Source organism: Paracoccus sediminicola (assembly GCF_027912835.1).
Taxonomy (GTDB): domain Bacteria; phylum Pseudomonadota; class Alphaproteobacteria; order Rhodobacterales; family Rhodobacteraceae; genus Paracoccus; species Paracoccus sediminicola.
In genome coordinates, this window is sequence record NZ_CP115768.1 from 54,118 (window position 1) to 69,675 (window position 15,558).

Annotated in this window: 17 protein-coding genes; 9 read left to right on the forward strand and 8 right to left on the reverse strand. The window is 65.4% G+C overall.

Going from position 1 to position 15,558, the window contains the following annotated elements; genetic code table 11:
* The first annotated feature begins 16 nt into the window (after positions 1-16).
* From PAF18_RS00225 to PAF18_RS00235, 3 genes are all read left to right on the forward strand, one after another.
* Positions 17-385 carry a hypothetical protein gene (locus PAF18_RS00225; protein WP_271116642.1) on the forward strand — a complete coding sequence of 123 codons (369 nt, stop codon included), beginning with the start codon at positions 17-19 and terminating at the stop codon, positions 383-385.
* Positions 386-533: 148 nt separating this feature from the next.
* Positions 534-1,913: a leucyl aminopeptidase family protein gene (locus PAF18_RS00230; protein WP_271116643.1), complete on the forward strand. Its 1,380-nt coding sequence runs from the start codon at positions 534-536 to the stop codon at positions 1,911-1,913.
* Complete coding sequence (locus tag PAF18_RS00235) at positions 1,910-2,743, forward strand: C40 family peptidase (RefSeq protein WP_271116644.1); 834 nt, start codon at positions 1,910-1,912, stop codon at positions 2,741-2,743. The genes PAF18_RS00230 and PAF18_RS00235 overlap by 4 nt, the downstream gene beginning before the upstream one ends.
* A gap of 133 nt (positions 2,744-2,876) precedes the next feature.
* Here the strand turns inward: PAF18_RS00235 and PAF18_RS00240 are convergent, their stop codons facing one another.
* From PAF18_RS00240 to rbfA, 4 genes are read right to left on the reverse strand one after another with little or no spacing between them, the layout of a single operon-like run.
* Positions 2,877-3,386, reverse strand: coding sequence for a GNAT family N-acetyltransferase (locus tag PAF18_RS00240; protein ID WP_271116645.1), 510 nt, complete (start codon positions 3,384-3,386; stop codon positions 2,877-2,879).
* A complete protein-coding gene (truB, locus tag PAF18_RS00245) occupies positions 3,383-4,276 on the reverse strand; it encodes a tRNA pseudouridine(55) synthase TruB (protein WP_271116646.1) in 894 nt (297 codons plus the stop codon). Before truB ends, PAF18_RS00240 begins: the two co-directional genes overlap by 4 nt.
* Before the next feature lie 40 nt (positions 4,277-4,316).
* The gene (locus PAF18_RS00250) at positions 4,317-5,078 is read right to left on the reverse strand and encodes a phosphodiester glycosidase family protein (RefSeq protein WP_434802230.1); all 762 of its coding nucleotides are present in this window, start codon (positions 5,076-5,078) and stop codon (positions 4,317-4,319) included.
* Entirely contained in the window at positions 5,062-5,481 is a 420-nt protein-coding gene (gene rbfA, locus PAF18_RS00255; protein WP_271116647.1) for a 30S ribosome-binding factor RbfA, read from the reverse strand. Before rbfA ends, PAF18_RS00250 begins: the two co-directional genes overlap by 17 nt.
* A gap of 72 nt (positions 5,482-5,553) precedes the next feature.
* Between rbfA and dapB the strand changes: the two genes are divergently transcribed.
* Positions 5,554-6,363 (forward strand): 4-hydroxy-tetrahydrodipicolinate reductase, encoded by an 810-nt coding sequence (gene dapB, locus PAF18_RS00260; RefSeq protein WP_271116648.1) that lies wholly within the window; start codon positions 5,554-5,556, stop codon positions 6,361-6,363.
* Positions 6,364-6,383: 20 nt separating this feature from the next.
* Here dapB and PAF18_RS00265 read toward each other — a convergent pair whose 3' ends face one another.
* Together PAF18_RS00265 and PAF18_RS00270 are read right to left on the reverse strand one after the other, a co-directional pair.
* Positions 6,384-7,139 carry a metallophosphoesterase family protein gene (locus PAF18_RS00265; RefSeq protein WP_271116649.1) on the reverse strand — a complete coding sequence of 252 codons (756 nt, stop codon included), beginning with the start codon at positions 7,137-7,139 and terminating at the stop codon, positions 6,384-6,386.
* Complete coding sequence (locus PAF18_RS00270) at positions 7,136-8,068, reverse strand: diacylglycerol/lipid kinase family protein (protein ID WP_271116650.1); 933 nt, start codon at positions 8,066-8,068, stop codon at positions 7,136-7,138. Before PAF18_RS00270 ends, PAF18_RS00265 begins: the two co-directional genes overlap by 4 nt.
* A 112-nt stretch (positions 8,069-8,180) precedes the next feature.
* Here PAF18_RS00270 and PAF18_RS00275 point away from each other — a divergent pair, with 112 nt between their 5' ends.
* Together PAF18_RS00275 and PAF18_RS00280 are read left to right on the forward strand one after the other, a co-directional pair.
* Positions 8,181-11,234 (forward strand): valine--tRNA ligase, encoded by a 3,054-nt coding sequence (locus PAF18_RS00275; protein WP_271116651.1) that lies wholly within the window; start codon positions 8,181-8,183, stop codon positions 11,232-11,234.
* Positions 11,234-11,557 carry a DnaJ family domain-containing protein gene (locus PAF18_RS00280; protein WP_271116652.1) on the forward strand — a complete coding sequence of 108 codons (324 nt, stop codon included), beginning with the start codon at positions 11,234-11,236 and terminating at the stop codon, positions 11,555-11,557. The genes PAF18_RS00275 and PAF18_RS00280 overlap by 1 nt, the downstream gene beginning before the upstream one ends.
* A gap of 57 nt (positions 11,558-11,614) precedes the next feature.
* Here PAF18_RS00280 and PAF18_RS00285 read toward each other — a convergent pair whose 3' ends face one another.
* A complete protein-coding gene (locus tag PAF18_RS00285) occupies positions 11,615-12,316 on the reverse strand; it encodes a response regulator (protein ID WP_271116653.1) in 702 nt (233 codons plus the stop codon).
* Positions 12,313-12,837 (reverse strand): MarR family winged helix-turn-helix transcriptional regulator, encoded by a 525-nt coding sequence (locus tag PAF18_RS00290; protein ID WP_271118162.1) that lies wholly within the window; start codon positions 12,835-12,837, stop codon positions 12,313-12,315. Before PAF18_RS00290 ends, PAF18_RS00285 begins: the two co-directional genes overlap by 4 nt.
* A gap of 148 nt (positions 12,838-12,985) precedes the next feature.
* Between PAF18_RS00290 and PAF18_RS00295 the strand changes: the two genes are divergently transcribed.
* The 3 genes from PAF18_RS00295 (at position 12,986) to PAF18_RS00305 (ending at position 15,522) form a co-directional block, all read left to right on the forward strand.
* Positions 12,986-13,855, forward strand: a complete 870-nt coding sequence (locus tag PAF18_RS00295; protein WP_271116654.1) for a branched-chain amino acid aminotransferase — start codon at positions 12,986-12,988, stop codon at positions 13,853-13,855.
* 126 nt (positions 13,856-13,981) lie between these two features.
* Positions 13,982-15,106, forward strand: a complete 1,125-nt coding sequence (locus PAF18_RS00300; protein ID WP_271116655.1) for an alkane 1-monooxygenase — start codon at positions 13,982-13,984, stop codon at positions 15,104-15,106.
* A 71-nt stretch (positions 15,107-15,177) separates the two neighbouring features.
* Entirely contained in the window at positions 15,178-15,522 is a 345-nt protein-coding gene (locus PAF18_RS00305) for an ArsR/SmtB family transcription factor (protein WP_271116656.1), read from the forward strand.
* Positions 15,523-15,558 lie beyond the last annotated feature (36 nt).

The window sequence follows — 15,558 nt, forward strand, 5'->3', positions numbered from 1 at the left end:
GTGTGGAGTGTGAGTGATGGGTAACATTGCGGCCCTCGGGCTGGCCGAAGATATCCGCGTCGATACGGCGCGCGTGCAGAGCATCGTCGACGAGTTGGGGCAGGTCGCTGCCGACGGCATCATCCAAATGGCGCTCGAACAGATGGCGCTTGCCGTCACCGCCTTGCAGGCCGCCGCGACGGCGGGGGACGGGCCGGCGATCGTGGCGCAGGCGGACAGGCTTTCGCGGCTCGCCTGGCAGGTCGGGCTGGTGTCGCTGGCGGCGGTGGCATCTGATGTGGCGCAATGCGCGCGGCACGAAGACCGGGTCCCGCTGACCGCGACCTTGGCGCGTGCGATTCGGGTGGCGAACCGCTCATTGACCGAGATCTGGGACCGGGTGTGATCGGGCCGGGGCCGAGCTTCATTGCTGCAACTGAATTTCGGGCGGTCTGCCCCTCGGCCAGCGGGGCAGTCACGGTCAGCCGACCGCCGCGGCTTGCGGGGGAATGGCCGGGGTGACATGCTCAGCCGCAGAAGCGAAAGGGACGAAGATGACCGCCGAATTTGCCGCAGATGCGCACACCGCCCGCCCGATCTGGCTGGTGCGTGATTCCCTGCCAGAGGGGCTCGATGCCGATGCGCGAAGCTGGGCATCGGCCAGTGGCTTCAGCGGTAAGCAGGGTCAGATCTGTCTGCTGCCGGATGGCGCGGGCGGGCTCGGCGGGGCGCTGGTCGGGATCGGTCCGAACACCGCGCGACCGGCGCGACAGCGTTTCGCGCTGGCAAAAGCTGCCTCGGCATTGCCCGAGGGTGACTGGCGGATCGAAAGCTGGCCGGAGAATGTCGACCCTTCCGAGGCGGCTCTCGGCTGGTTGCTGGCGCAATACGGCTTTGGCCGCTATCGCAAGGCCGAAGGCGCGAAGGCACGGCTCGTCGCGCCCGAAGGCGTGGATGCAGCGCGGCTGATTGCCATGGCCGAGGCCGAGTTTCTGACCCGCGATCTCATCAACACGCCGGCCAATGACATGGGGCCGGAAGCGCTCGAAGCCGCGGCGCGCGACATGGCCGCGCGACACGGTTTCGGTATCGAGGTCATCGCGGGCGAGGCGCTGCGCGAACGGAATTTCCCCTTGATCCATGCCGTCGGTCGCGCCGCTGCACAGGCGCCCCGCCTGATCGAGCTGACTCTAGGCGAAACCGGGCCGGTGCTGACGCTGGTGGGCAAGGGGGTCTGCTTCGACACGGGCGGTCTCGACATCAAGCCCGCCGCCGGTATGAAGCTGATGAAGAAGGATATGGGCGGAGCCGCGACGGTGCTGGGTCTGGCACAGATGCTGGCGGAAACTGGGGCGACGCGGGAAATGCGTCTGCGCGTGCTGATCCCGGCGGTGGAAAATGCCATATCTGGCAACGCGATGCGCCCCGGCGATATACTGACCTCGCGCAAGGGGCTCACGGTCGAGATCAACAACACCGATGCCGAGGGACGGCTGGTCCTGGCCGATGCGATGGCCTATGCCGCCGAGGACCGGCCCGACTGGCTGGTCTCGATGGCGACGCTGACCGGCGCGGCGCGGGTGGCGCTCGGCCCCGACATTCCGCCGTTCTATTGCGATGACGATGCGGCGGCGCAGGCCATCCAGCAGGCCGGGCAGGATCTCTGGGACCCGGTCTGGCGGATGCCGTTCTGGGAACCCTATGAAGAGATGATCGAGCCGGGCATTGCCGATCTCGACAATGCACCGGCGGGCGGCATGGCCGGATCGATCACCGCCGCGCTGTTCCTGCGCCGCTTTGCCGAGGGGGCGGGGCGCTATGCCCATTTCGATATTTACGGCTGGCAACTCTCTGCCGCGCCGGGTCGCACGAAGGGCGGCGTACAGCAGGGCGCGCGGGCGCTGCTTGGCGCGCTGCCCGCGCTGCTGAAATGAGCGACCGGCGCGCGACCCCGGCGACCGATCGCGTGGCGCTCGCTTCCTGGCGCGGGCGGATCGAGCGGCCGGATTACACCGAAGGCGAAGCCGCGCGTGTGGCCGTCCCGCTGGCCGAATTGCTGGCGCAACCCGATGGCGCACGCGACCGGCAGTTGAATTTCGGCGCCGATGTCACGGTGATCGAGCGGCGCGACGGGTGGGCCTTCGTTCAGGCCGGGCGCGATGGGTATTGTGGCTGGGTCTTCGAATGCGATCTGAGCGTCGAGATGCCCGCGATCACCCACCGCGTCAGCGCCCCGGCGACGCATATTTATCCGGTCCCGGACATGAAGCAGCGCGAGACCGGCTGGTTGTCGATGAATGCGCGGATCTCGGTGGTCGAAACGCAGGGTCGTTTCGCGCGGCTCGCGACAGGCGGGTGGGTTCCGGTGCAGGGGATCGGCGACGCCTTCGCGGCGGATCCGGTTGACCTGGCCGAGGCGCTGATCGGGACTCCCTATCTCTGGGGTGGCAATTCGCGCGCGGGTATCGACTGCTCGGGACTGGTGCAGGCGGCGCTGCATGGCTGCGGGATCGCCTGTCCCGGTGATGCCGATATGCAAGAGGCGGCATTTCAGCAGGTGGAGCGGATCGAGCGCGGCGATCTTCTGTTCTGGCCCGGCCATGTCGCCATGGCCTGCGGTGACGGGCGGATGATCCATGCCACTGCGTGGAAAATGCGGGTCATCCATGAGGATATAGAGTCCGGCATCGCCCGCATCGACGCGGCGGGGGACGGCCCTTTCCGCGGCGCGCGGCGGGCCGGAGGCGTGACGCTGGATCTTTAAGAGAACCGAAGACGCTTTCCCACGCAGAGCTTATCGAAAAGTTCTTACCCCGTTGGCGGGTGTGTTGCTGCCGCCGCCCCGCAGCGCGGCCTGTCCGACGGGTGGCCGGATTTGGACCGCGGCCCCGCCTGGATCAGATTGATCCGAAAGCCGGGTGATATGCTACTTCGCCTTTTGGGATGGAATCTTCGAAGCTCAGCGCCATGAAATATTCGGGCGGCACGCCGGGCAGAGTCAGCGCCGGGTTCGCCTGAAAGCCGAACCGCGCGTAATAGCCCGGCTCGCCCAGCACCACGCAGCCCTGCGCGCCCGACCCTCGCATACGCGAAAGGCCGTCGCGGATCAGCGCCGCACCAATCCCGTTACCTTGATGCCGCGGCGCAACCGAAACCGGGCCGAGCCCGACCCAGCGGTAATCGGCGCCCCCGATCATGACCGGCGAGAAGGCGATATGTCCGACGAGAGCCCCACCCTCGGCGGCGACAAGCGACAGGCTCAGCGCATCTGCCTTGCGCAGGGCTTCGACGATCTGTGCCTCGGTGCCGTCGCTATGCGCCGCCGTTTCAAAAGCTGTGGTTGTGAGTGCCAAGATAGCGGCCTCGTCGCCGGAACGTTCCCGGCGGATCTGGACAGCGGCGCTCACAGCTTGAACACCCGGTCGGGCTGCACCTCGCCGCCCAGATAGCGGCCGATGCAAAGCGCCTGCCCGGCATGGCTGACCCAGACCGTCTCTCCGAACTGGGCGGTGGCGAGCACCTGACCGGCATTGCCGTTGCGGATGCGGATCGCGCCCTGCTCGGTCGCGCGCAGTTCGGGCAGCTCGGCGAGGGCAGATTGGATCGGCAGCAGACGCGTCTCGATCTCTGCCTGATTGTCGCGGTCGATCAGGTCGAACGGCACCGCATCCGCGACCTCGAAAGGGCCTGACCAGACCCGGCGCAGCGTCGCGACATGGCCGAGACAACCCAGCTCGCGCCCAAGATCGCGGGCGATTGCGCGGACATAGCCGCCCTTGCCGCAGACCATATGCAGATCCGCGTCATCCTCGCGCGCCTCGATCAGCGACAGCTCATCGACATAGAGCGGACGCGGCTGAAGCTCGGGCGCGTCGCCGTCGCGGGCGAGATCATAGGCCCGTGCGCCATCGACCTTCACTGCGGAAAACGCCGGAGGCACCTGCATGATCTCGCCTGTGAAGCCGGGCAGGGCAGCGCGAATTGTGTCGCTGGCGGGGCGCTGATCCGATGTTTCCACAACCGCGCCAGAGGCATCGTCCGTGGTCGTCTCCGCGCCCCAGTTCACCGTGAAATCATATGCCTTCAGCGCCTCGGTCAGCAGCGGCACGGTCTTCGTAGCCTCTCCCAGGGCGACCGCCAGAACTCCGGTCGCATCCGGGTCCAGCGTCCCCGCATGTCCGGCCTTTTTCGCGTCGAGCGCCCAGCGGACGCGGCCGACCACATCGGTCGAGCCGACCCCTGCGGGTTTGTCGACGATCAGCCAGCCGGAAATATCGCGACCCTTTTTGCGTGCCATATCGCACCTCTGTCAGGAGCCTGCGCGCATAGCGCCGGGTTCAGCCCTCGTCAACCAGCCCGATGATCGGACCCATCGGCCAGCCGAAATCCGAACGGTTCAGCGACGGCGCGTGCAGCCGCGAGATCGAGCCGTCGAAATACAGCGCGTTTCGCGCCCCCAAACCGTCGCGGAACAGCCGTCCGAAGCTGTGGAAATTCACCGGGCGATCGGAAATCGCGAACCAGGCGGTCTGACCATCCGCCGATACGCCCACGCCATTGCGCACATAGAGACTGTCCGAGTCGACAAGGAAACGCGGATGCAGCTCGCCATCGATGACCAGCATCGGCCCGGACTGAGTGGCAAGGCGGCATTGCGGCTGTTTCTCAGCGAAAGCGCGCGATTCGATCACGGCGAAAGGCTGCGCGCCGCCGGTGCAGAACACACCGTTGGGCAAGAGGCCGAAATTCCCGCCGCCGCCCCCGGTCACGAGCTGACCGCGCGTCTCTCCATCGGATTTGTAGAAGCCGACCGGTTCATAGTCGGAATGAAACATGCCGGCATTCATCGCAAAGACCAGATCGCGGCCGGCGGGCAGCGCGGCGCGCAGATTGCTGAAGTTGCGCAGCTTGTTACCCTCGGCATCGTCGATCCAGAGCCCGAGACGCGGTTCTTCATCGGCGGTGATCGTGCAAAGCGAATAACTTTGACCGTCATGCTCCATCCGACCGCATTCGGCGGCCGCGGCCTGAATGGTCAGCGCCATCAGCCCGCCCGCCGCCACGCCCAGCCGGCAGAGCAGCCTAGTCCAATTCGTCATCGTCCTGCCCGGCTTCGACATCGCGGCGCACCCGCTCATCGGCGAAGATCCGGCGCGTGTCGTCCATCCGGTCGAAGGTCTCGTCCAGGCGGAAGCGCAGCTCCGGCGCGTATTTCAGGTTCAGCCCTTTGGCGACCAGATGGCGCAGCTCGCGCGCATTGCGGCGAAGGGCTTCGAGAGCGGCCTCTTCCTCGTGCCCGCCAAGCGGCATGACGAAGGCGGTTGCCACCTTGAGATCGGGCGACGTGCGCACCTCTGCCACGGTGATCGAGTGGCGGTTCAGATCGGGGTCGTGCACCTCGGCCCGCAGCAGCAGCTCGGAAAGGCGATGACGGATCAGCTCGCCCACGCGAAGCTGGCGCTGCGACGGACCGGGGCCGGTATGAAAGCGGTTCTGTGCCATGGCCGCAGATGTAGGGGCTTGGGGGCCGGCCCGCAATGGACTAAGCGAAGGGGAAAGCGGAAGGAGATGGGCATGGAAAAGCCGGGAGTGGTGATCACGGGGGTCTCGGGGCGCATGGGTCAGATGCTGGTCCGGGTGGTCAGCGCGTCGGACGATGTGCGTCTGGTCGGCGCGATTGAGCGCAGGGACAGCGACTGGATCGGGCAGGATCTGGGCGAGGCGATGGGCGGGCAGGCCAATGGCGTGCTGGTCACCGATGATGCGGTGAGCGCGATCGCCAAGGCGCAGGCCGTGATCGACTTCACCACGCCCGAGGCGACGGTCGGTTTTGCCGAGCTGACGGCTCAGGCGCGTGCGGTCCATGTGATCGGCACGACGGGGCTGTCAGCCGGGGATCTGGGTGCCCTGTCGCGCGCCGCCCGCCATGCGCCGATCATCCGGGCGGGCAATATGAGCCTCGGGGTCAATCTGCTGATGGGTTTGACGCGCAGGGTCGCGGCGGCGCTCGGCGAGGATTGGGATATCGAGGTGGTCGAGGCACATCACCGCCACAAGGTCGATGCGCCCTCGGGCACCGCACTGATGCTGGGCGAGGCTGCCGCCGAAGGGCGGGGCGCGTCGCTGGAAGATCTGCGGACGCCGGCGCGCGAGGGGATCACCGGCGAACGCAAGGCCGGCAGCATCGGGTTCTCGGCCATTCGCGGCGGCGACGTGGTGGGCGAGCACGACGTGATCTTCGCGGGCGAGGGCGAGCGGGTGGTTCTGCGCCATCTGGCCACTGACCGGGCCATATTCGCGCGCGGCGCTCTGCGCGCGGCGATCTGGGGTCAGGACAAGGGGCCCGGCGAGTATGACATGATGGATGTGCTCGGGCTGAACTGAGCGCCGCGTCACGGGTCGGGTCAGCGCCGCTTCGGCAGCTTCATCGGCGGTTGGGCAAGAAACTCCCCACCACCCTTCGGAGCGATCATCCGCGTCAGGGCGAAGGAATTGCTTTCCACATCCAGCAGGGCGAATTCGTTCGGCGGGTCTTCGGAACGGTCGCACAGCGCCGATCCCGCATGAATCTGGGTCATGCCCGAATCCGAGATCGCCGTGTTGAACTGGTGCAGATGCCCGGTCAGCACCAGCGACACCCCGGCCTCCTCATAGGCGGACAAGGCCGCCTCGGCATTGAGCATCAACTCTTTCGTCTCTCCCGGCAGCAGGCTGATCGGGTGGTGCTGCACCACCATTACCGGCCCGCTGCGCGACAGGTGCCGCACCCGGTCGATCTGCCGCCCGGTGATCCGCCCGTTCCGCCAGCGATAGGGGAAGGTCGAATTCACCCCGATGATCTTCAAGCCCGGCAGCTCCAGCAGGGGTTCTCGCGGGCCGGGCACCGCGCGCTGATAGGCGCGGAACGGCCAGAACAGACGCCCCGGCAGATTCATCAGCGGAATGTCGTGATTTCCGGGCACGCAAAGCCAGGGCAGCCCGGTCCGGCTCAGCAACATCCCGGCCTCGTCGAACAGCTCGCGCCGCGCCCGCTGCACGAGATCGCCCGCGACGACGATGTGATCCGGCCTCGCCCTTGCAATCGCCTCAAGCATTGGCTCGACAAGCGCGGCGCGATGCATCCCGATATGCAGGTCTGACAGCAAGGCGAGGCGCATCATGACCCCGTTGGGCTGGCAGGGACCAGAACCCTAAGCGCGTCTCTGCGGATCGACAGCTCGAGCGGGGCCGGGACGCGGGATCGCTCGCCATCATGGGCGACGTGGCGGGTCGGACGGTCGGTATTGATGATGAAGTGATCTGAGACGATGAGCTCGAAATCCTCGCCGCGCGACATCTGTCCCAGGGCAAGCCGCAGCGCCGCCCCGATCAGCGGCCAGGCGCGCTCTGCCTTGGCCACAAAGAGCGGCAGCTTGTCGCGGCGCACATCATCCGCGCCCTCCAGCCCGAAGCTTTCAAGCTGCGTCTCGCTTTGTGCGACAAAGGCGAGCGCGGTGCGGAACTCGCGCTTTTCGCCGTCCACCACCGCGGTGAGATGCAGCGGGTGGCGCAGATCCATCAGCGTGCGCAGCGCCGCCCAATAGGCCAGAACGCGCCGCCGTCCCCACCGCTTATAGAAGGATTCGCGGCGCTCGAGAATTTCGGGATAGGCGCCGAGGCTGATATTGTTGAGAAAGACCTTGCCATTCATGTCCCCGACCGAGACGTTTTCGACCCGCGCATTCAGAAGCGTGTCGATGGCCGCCTCGGGTGTGTCGCCGACGCCGAGATCGCGGGCGAAATAGTTGAACGTGCCGCCGGGGACCACCCCCATCACCGTGCCGTCGTCCGCGTCGGCCAGCGCCTGCGCGACGGCAGCCTGCGTCCCGTCTCCGCCGACCGCGATGACGACATCATGCTCGCGCGCCGTATCGGCGGCGAGAGACACAAGGTTCTGCCCCCTCTCCGGGCGTCGCAGGGTGAAGCTGTCGCAGGCCGGTGCGATCCGCTCTTCCAGCGTCGCGGCAAGATCGTCGCCATTTCCGCTGCCCGATTTGCGGTTGAGGATCACCGCAACGCGAAGCCCCGATAAATCGAATGTTTCGGTCATGCTGTTCCCGCCTGCTGCCCGCGGGCCAACCCGCGCAGAGCGGATGAGGTTCCCGGTCTTGGCCTTGCCTGCCGGACGGGATAGGAACATCGGCAAAGATCAGGGGATCACGATGAGCATTGACAAGACCTTCGACGCGGCCAGTGCCGAAGCCCGCATCAGCGCCGAATGGGAAAAGCGCAACGCGTTTGCCGCCGGGGCCAATGCGCAGCCGGGCGCCGAGACTTTCGCGATGATGATGCCGCCCCCGAACGTGACCGGCAGCCTGCATATCGGCCATGCCCTCGACAATACCCTGCCCGATATCCTCGCCCGCTGGCACCGGATGCGCGGTTTCGACGTGCTGTGGCAGCCCGGTCAGGACCACGCCGGCATCGCCACCCAGATGGTCGTCGAACGCAAGATGGCCGAAGCCGGAGAGCCAGGGCGCCGCGAAATCGGGCGCGAGGCCTTCGTGGAAAAGGTCTGGAACTGGAAACAGGAATCCGGCGACACCATCGTCAACCAGCTCAAGCGGCTCGGCGCGTCCTGCGACTGGTCGCGCAACGCCTTCACCATGTCCGGCGCGCCCTCGGCCCCGGAAGGAGAGGGCGGCAATTTCCACGATGCAGTGATCCGGGTATTCCTCGATCTGTATAGCAAGGGCATCATCTATCGCGGCAAGCGGCTGGTGAACTGGGACCCGCATTTCGAGACGGCAATTTCGGATCTCGAGGTCGAGAACCGCGACACGCCCGGCCATATGTGGCACTTCAAATACCCGCTGGCCGGTGGCGAGACCTATGAATATGTCGAGCGCGACGAGGACGGCAATGTCACCCTGCGCGAGACCCGCGACTATATCTCCATCGCCACGACCCGCCCCGAAACCATGCTGGGCGATGGCGCGGTGGCGGTGCATCCAGACGACAAGCGCTATGCCCCCATTGTCGGCAAGCTGTGCGAGATCCCGGTCGGGCCCAAGGAACATCGCCGCCTGATCCCGATCATCACCGATGAATATCCCGACCCCGATTTCGGCTCGGGCGCGGTGAAGATCACCGGCGCGCATGATTTCAACGACTACGGCGTCGCGACCCGCAACGACATCCCGCTCTATGCGCTGATGGACACGAAGGCTGCGATGCGCGCCGACGGCAAAAGCTATGAGGAAAGCGCTGCCATCGCCACCCGTGCCGCGAAGGGAGAGGATGTGGGCGATGTGTCCAACGTGAATCTCGTGCCGGAACATCTGCGCGGTCTCGACCGCTATGAGGCGCGCAGCCGCGTGGTAGAGGAAATCACCGCCGAGGGGCTTGCGGTGACCGATGCCGAAGGCGCGCCCGTGATCGAGAACAAGAAGATCATGCAGCCCTTCGGCGACCGCTCGGGCGTGGTGATTGAGCCCATGCTGACCAATCAGTGGTTCGTCGACACCGCCCGCATCGTCGGCCCGGCGCTCGACGCCGTGCGCGATGGCCGGACGCGGATCCTGCCCGATCAGCACCGCAAGGTCTATGAGCACTGGCTGGAGAATATCGAGCCGTGGACGATCTCTCGCCAGCTCTGGTGGGGGCATCAGATTCCGGTCTGGTACGGGCTGGATTTGGCGGTGCGCGGCTTTACGGATGACGAAGGCGACGGCGCGCTCGACGAGGTCGAGCTGCTCGAGCTTCTGGCTGACGGGCTGGTGCATCGCGGCTCGGTTCACCATGCCGCGGCGCGGTTCGAGGATGTGATCGACAGCTTCCGCGATGACATTGCCGGTCTGCCGCAACCGCTGGAGGTCAGCCGCGTGGTCGAGGTCTCGGACCGCGAGGAAGCCATCGACGTCTTCAGCCGAAGCCTGGCCGAATACAATATCAATCAGGACCCGACAAAGCTGCTTTACCCGGTCTGGCGCGACCCGGATGTGCTCGACACCTGGTTTTCCTCCGGGCTGTGGCCCATCGGCACGCTCGGCTGGCCTGACGACACGCCCGAGATGCGGAAATATTTCCCGACCGATGTGCTGGTGACCGGCTTCGACATCATCTTCTTCTGGGTGGCCCGGATGATGATGATGCAGCTCGAGGTGGTGGGTGACGTGCCGTTCCACACCGTCTATGTCCACGGGCTGGTGCGCGATGAGAAAGGCGCGAAGATGTCCAAATCCAAGGGCAATGTCATCGACCCGCTGACGCTCGTGGATGAATATGGCGCCGACGCCCTGCGCTTTACGCTGACCAGCATGGCGGCGATGGGCCGCGATCCGAAGCTCGGGCCGAAACATGTCGAGGCCAACCGCAATTTCGTCACCAAGATCTGGAACGCCACCCGCTTCGCCGAGATGAACGGTGTGCGCGGTGGCGGCGACCGCCCCAATCCGCGCCATACGGTGAACCGCTGGATCATCGGCGAGGTCGCCCGCGCCACCCAGGCCACCGACGAGGCCCTGGAAAGCTATCGCTTCAACGACGCGGCGAACGGGCTTTACGCTTTCGTCTGGGGCAAGGTCTGCGACTGGTATGTCGAATTCGCCAAGCCGCTGTTTGACGGCGAATATGCCGAGGAAACCCGCGCCACGATGGGCTGGGTGCTGGATCAGTGCTATGCGCTGCTGCACCCGATCATGCCCTTCGTGACCGAAGAGCTCTGGTCGCTGACCGGCGAGCGCGACGGGATGCTGATCCATGGCGACTGGCCGGAACTCGGCCGCGAGGTGATCGACGCGGATGCCGACCGGCAGATGAACTGGGTCATCCAGCTGATCGAGAATATCCGCTCGGCCCGCGCCCAGATGGGCGTGCCGGCGGGTGCCCGGATCGACCTGATCGTGACCGAGGCCGATGAGGCCGCCCGCGCTGCGCTTGCTGCCAACGCCCCGCTGATCGAGCGGCTCGCCCGGGTCAACGCCCCGCGGGACGGTGTTGCGGGCAAGGGCATGATCTCGGTCCCCGCTCAGGGTGCCTCCTTCGCGCTGCCCATCGGCGATGTGATCGACGTGGAGGCCGAAACCGCGCGGCTGGAAAAGAACGCCGCCAAAACCCGCAAGGATGCGGATGGGCTGCGCAAGCGGCTCGATAACCCGAAATTCGTCGAGAATGCCGATTTCGAGGTGATCGAAGAAACCCGCCAGAAACTCGCCGATCTCGACGAGGATCTTGCCCGGCTCGACGCCGCGCTGACGCAGCTCAAGGCGATGTGATGCACTGGTTCGAGCGGATCGCCCACCGCCGCGCGGATGAGGCAGAGGCGAAGGGCGAACTTTGCGGGCTCGCCGGCGAGGGCAAACCGCTCGACCGCGCCCGGCTGCGCGAACGCCCCGAGGATGTGCTGCACCGGATGATGTCGGATGGCGGTTTCGTCCCCGAGGAATTCCGCATCCGCAAGGATGTCGAAGCCAAACGCGCCGCACTCGCCCAGATCGACGACCCCGAGGAACGCCGCGCCCTCCAACGCCGCATTGCGATGATGGAGCTCAAGGCCAATATCATCACCGATGCCCGCCGCGCCGCCACGCGCGATTAGCCCTCATCCTGACAGAAATATCCCGGGGGAGCGGCACAGCCGCGGGGGCAGCGCCCCCTAATCCGGCATCAGCATATACCCGGCGCCCCGCACGGTCTGAAGATAGCGCGGCTCTTTCGGGTCCGGCTCGATCTTGCGGCGCAGCCGGGTGATCTGCACGTCGATGGCGCGGTCCGACCCATCTGCATCCTCGGAGGGGGTCCGGCCCAGATCCTGCGTCAGATCCAGCCGGCTGACGGGCTCGCCCGGCGTCTCGGCCAGGCGCCGCATCAGCGCCGCCTCGGTGCCGGTCAGGTGAATATGCGCCTCGCCCTCGAAAAGCTGCCCGCGTTCCGTGTCATAGCGCAGCGGACCGAGCGTCATGAATTTCGGCCCGGCCACCTGCGCCTGCGGCACACGGCGCAGGATAGCCCCGATCCGCAACAACAACTCGCGTGGCTCGAAAGGCTTGGGCAGATAATCATCTGCCCCGGCCTCCAGCCCGGCGATCCGATCCTCGGTCTCGCCGCGCGCGGTCAGCAAAAGGATCGGCGTCTGGAGCCGCTTGCGAAGGTCGCGGGTCAGCGCGATGCCGTCCTCTCCCGGCATCATCACATCCAGCACGATCAGATCGAATTCCAGCCCGCGCAGGATCTTTCGGGCATGTTCCGCGCTGGTCGCCGCCGAGACGATGAAGCCCTGCTTGACGAGAAATTTGCGCAAGAGCTTGCGGATGCGTTCATCATCATCGACGACGAGAATATGCGCCGCCTCGGTCATTCCGCGGCCTCTCCGCTGCGCATTTCGCGGAAACGTCGCGCGCCTGCCTCATCCATCATCGCTTCGAGCACTTGCCGGAATCCGGCGACAGCCTGCGGACCGGCGGCGCGATAGGCGGCGCGGACCCGCGCCCGCTGCGCCTTGGACAGCTGTTGCTCCAGCTCGGTTCCCGGCACGCTCAAGAACAGCTGCCGCTCGCGCCGGTCCCGCTGCCCGATGCGCGATTCGACCAGGCCATCCTTCAGCAGCGTCCGCAGCACCCTGTTCAGCGATTGCTTCGTCACGCCGAGAATATCCAGCAGATCCGACACGGTCAGCCCCGGCTTGCGGGCGATGAAATGCAGCGCACGGTGATGGGCGCGACCGTAATCGAGCCCTTCCAGAATCGCGTCGGGGTCAGAGGTGAAGGCGCGGTAGGCAAAGAAGAATGCCTCGATCCCGCCCCGGATCTGTTCATCCGTGAGAAACAGCAAATTCTCCGCACCCTGTCCGGCGCTGGGTTTGATCGCTGGGTCCGTCATGCATGTCTCCGCCGTCGTCATCTTCGCTTTTAAGTCAGTCTTGTTGACTTTCCAAGAATCAATCGTTAGCAAATCGGTGATGTAGCGCAATATATGATCCTCATAAGGATTTTTTGCGCAACATTTGACAATCAGGGCGGAGGTGCCGATGGACGGCGCATATGATGATCGCGACGGCAAGATTTGGATGGATGGTGAGCTGCTCGACTGGCGCGACGCGAAGGTTCATGTGCTGACCCACGGGCTGCACTATGCCTCGTCGGTGTTCGAGGGCGAGCGCTGCTATGACGGCAAGATCTTCAAGGGGCATGAGCATTCGCTGCGGCTGATCGAATCCGGCCGGCTATTGGACATGCCCGTGCCCTATTCGGCAGAAGAGCTGGATGCCGCCAAGGCAGCATTGCTGAAGGCGAATGACCTGAGCAACGCCTATATCCGCGCCCTTGCATGGCGCGGCTCTGGCCCGGATATGGGCGTCTCGGCTCGGCGCAATCCGATCAGCGTCGCCATCGCCGCCTGGGAGTGGGGCAGCTATTATGGCGATGCGAAATGGCAGGGCGCCAAGCTGGACATCAGCTCGTGGAAGCGCCCCGATCCCGACACGATCCCGGCGGCGGCCAAGGCGGCGGGCCTGTATATGATCTGCACCATGTCGAAACACGCCGCCGAGGCGAAAGGTTGTTCGGACGCGCTGTTCTATGACTGGGAAGGATATGTCGCCGAGGCAACCGGCGCGAATATCTTCTTCGTGAAGGATGGCGAGATTCACACGCCGCTGGCAGACCGCTTCCTGGACGGGATCACCCGGCAGACCGTCATCGCGATGCTGAAAGACAGCGGCCGTGTCGTCCATGAGCGGCGCATTCGACCTGAAGAGCTTGCGGAGTTCAGCGAATGCTGGCTGACCGGCACCGCGGCGGAAATCACCCCGGTCGGTCAGATCGGCGAGCATCACTTCCAGGTCGGCCAGATCACCCGCGATGTGTCGGATGCCTATGAGGCTCTTGTCCGGAGCTGAGCCGATCCCCTCCGCCGGCCCCTCCGGGGGACCGGGGCGCCGCCCCGGACCCCGGGATATTTGGGTCAGGATGAAGCGCGACGCGGATGGTTTCGCGGCAAGACCGCCGGGGCTATAGTCCGGGCCATGACGCATTCCCTTCGCTCTGCGCTGCCGTTCTGGATGTCCCTTGGCCTCGTGCCGCTGGCGGTTCTGGCCGCGTGGCAGGGTGGCTGGTGGTGGGTGCTGATGCCGGGCTATGCGTGGTATCTGGTCTCTGGGCTGGACGCGGCGCTTGGCTTGAACCGCGAGAACCCGGATACCTCCGTGCCCGATTCAGAGCTGTTCTGGTATCGCGCGATCACGGTGATCTGGTTTCCGGTGCAGTTCTGTCTGATTTTCGGGCTGATCTTCTATGCCGTGCGGTCGGGGCTGAGCGGATGGGAGAAGCTGGGCCTGTTTTTCGGGCTCGGCGTGGCGACGGGGACGGTGGGGCTCGTCTATGCGCATGAGCTGCTGCATCAGCGGCCAGGATGGGAGCGGTGGCTGGGCGATCTTCTGCTGGCATCGGTGCTGTACTCGCATTTCCGGACCGAGCATTTGCTGGTCCATCACGCCTGGGTGGCAACACCGCGTGACGCGGTCTCGGCGCGGTATAATGAGGGGTTTCACCGGTTTTTCTGGCGGGTGCTGAGGGACGCGCCGCGTAGCGCCTGGCGGGCCGAGCGGAGCCTTCTGGCACGGGCCGGGCGCAAGGCGACCGACCGGCGCAATCCGTTCTGGCGCTATGGCGCGCTGCAGCTTGCCATGCTGATCCTGGCCTTCGTCCTTGGCGGCTGGCAGGGAGTCATGCTGTTAATATTCCAGGCGTTTATCGCAATATGGCAGTTGGAGTTGACCAACTATGTCGAGCATTACGGGCTGAGCCGGAGGCATCTCGGCGGGGGACGTTATGAACATGTCCTACCCCGGCATAGCTGGAACGCGGCGCATACTGCCTCGAACTGGCTGCTCATCAATTTGCAGCGCCATTCAGATCATCACTACAAGCCCGATCGCCGCTTTCCTCTGTTGCAGAGCTATGGCGAGGACGAGGCGCCGCAATTGCCGGTGGGCTATCCGGGGATGACGTTTCTGGCCATGATCCCGCCTTTGTGGCGGCGGCGAATGAACCCGAGGGTGCGGGCATGGCGGCGGCAGTTCTATCCCGATATCGAGGACTGGTCCGAGTATAATCGCGGGACGTTGCCGATGCCTCAGAAGGCTTTGTGACCTGATCGGGTCGCTGGCATGGGTTGGTTTCGGGATTGACCCGACATTATCATATCTATATATCCCGAAATATGGATAAAAAAATCGCTCTAGATGCCTTCGCGGCGCTTGGTCAGCCGACCCGGCTGGATGTGTTCCGCCTGCTGATCCGAGCGGGGCAGGAAGGCATGTCCGCCGGAGAAATCGCGGCGGCTTTGGATGTTCGGCAGAACACCATGTCTGCCAATCTCGCCGTGCTGTCCAACGCCCGGCTGATCCATAGCCGCCGCGAGGGGCGTTCGATCCGCTATTTCGCGGATATGGAGGGGCTGCGCGGGCTGCTGGTCTTCCTGCTCGAGGATTGTTGCGGTGGGCGGGCCGAGCTGTGCCAACCGCTGATCGACGAAATTGCTTGCGCCTGCCCGGGCGCGGCATGAAGGGCGCTGGAACCGCGCCGACAGAGACAAGGACGA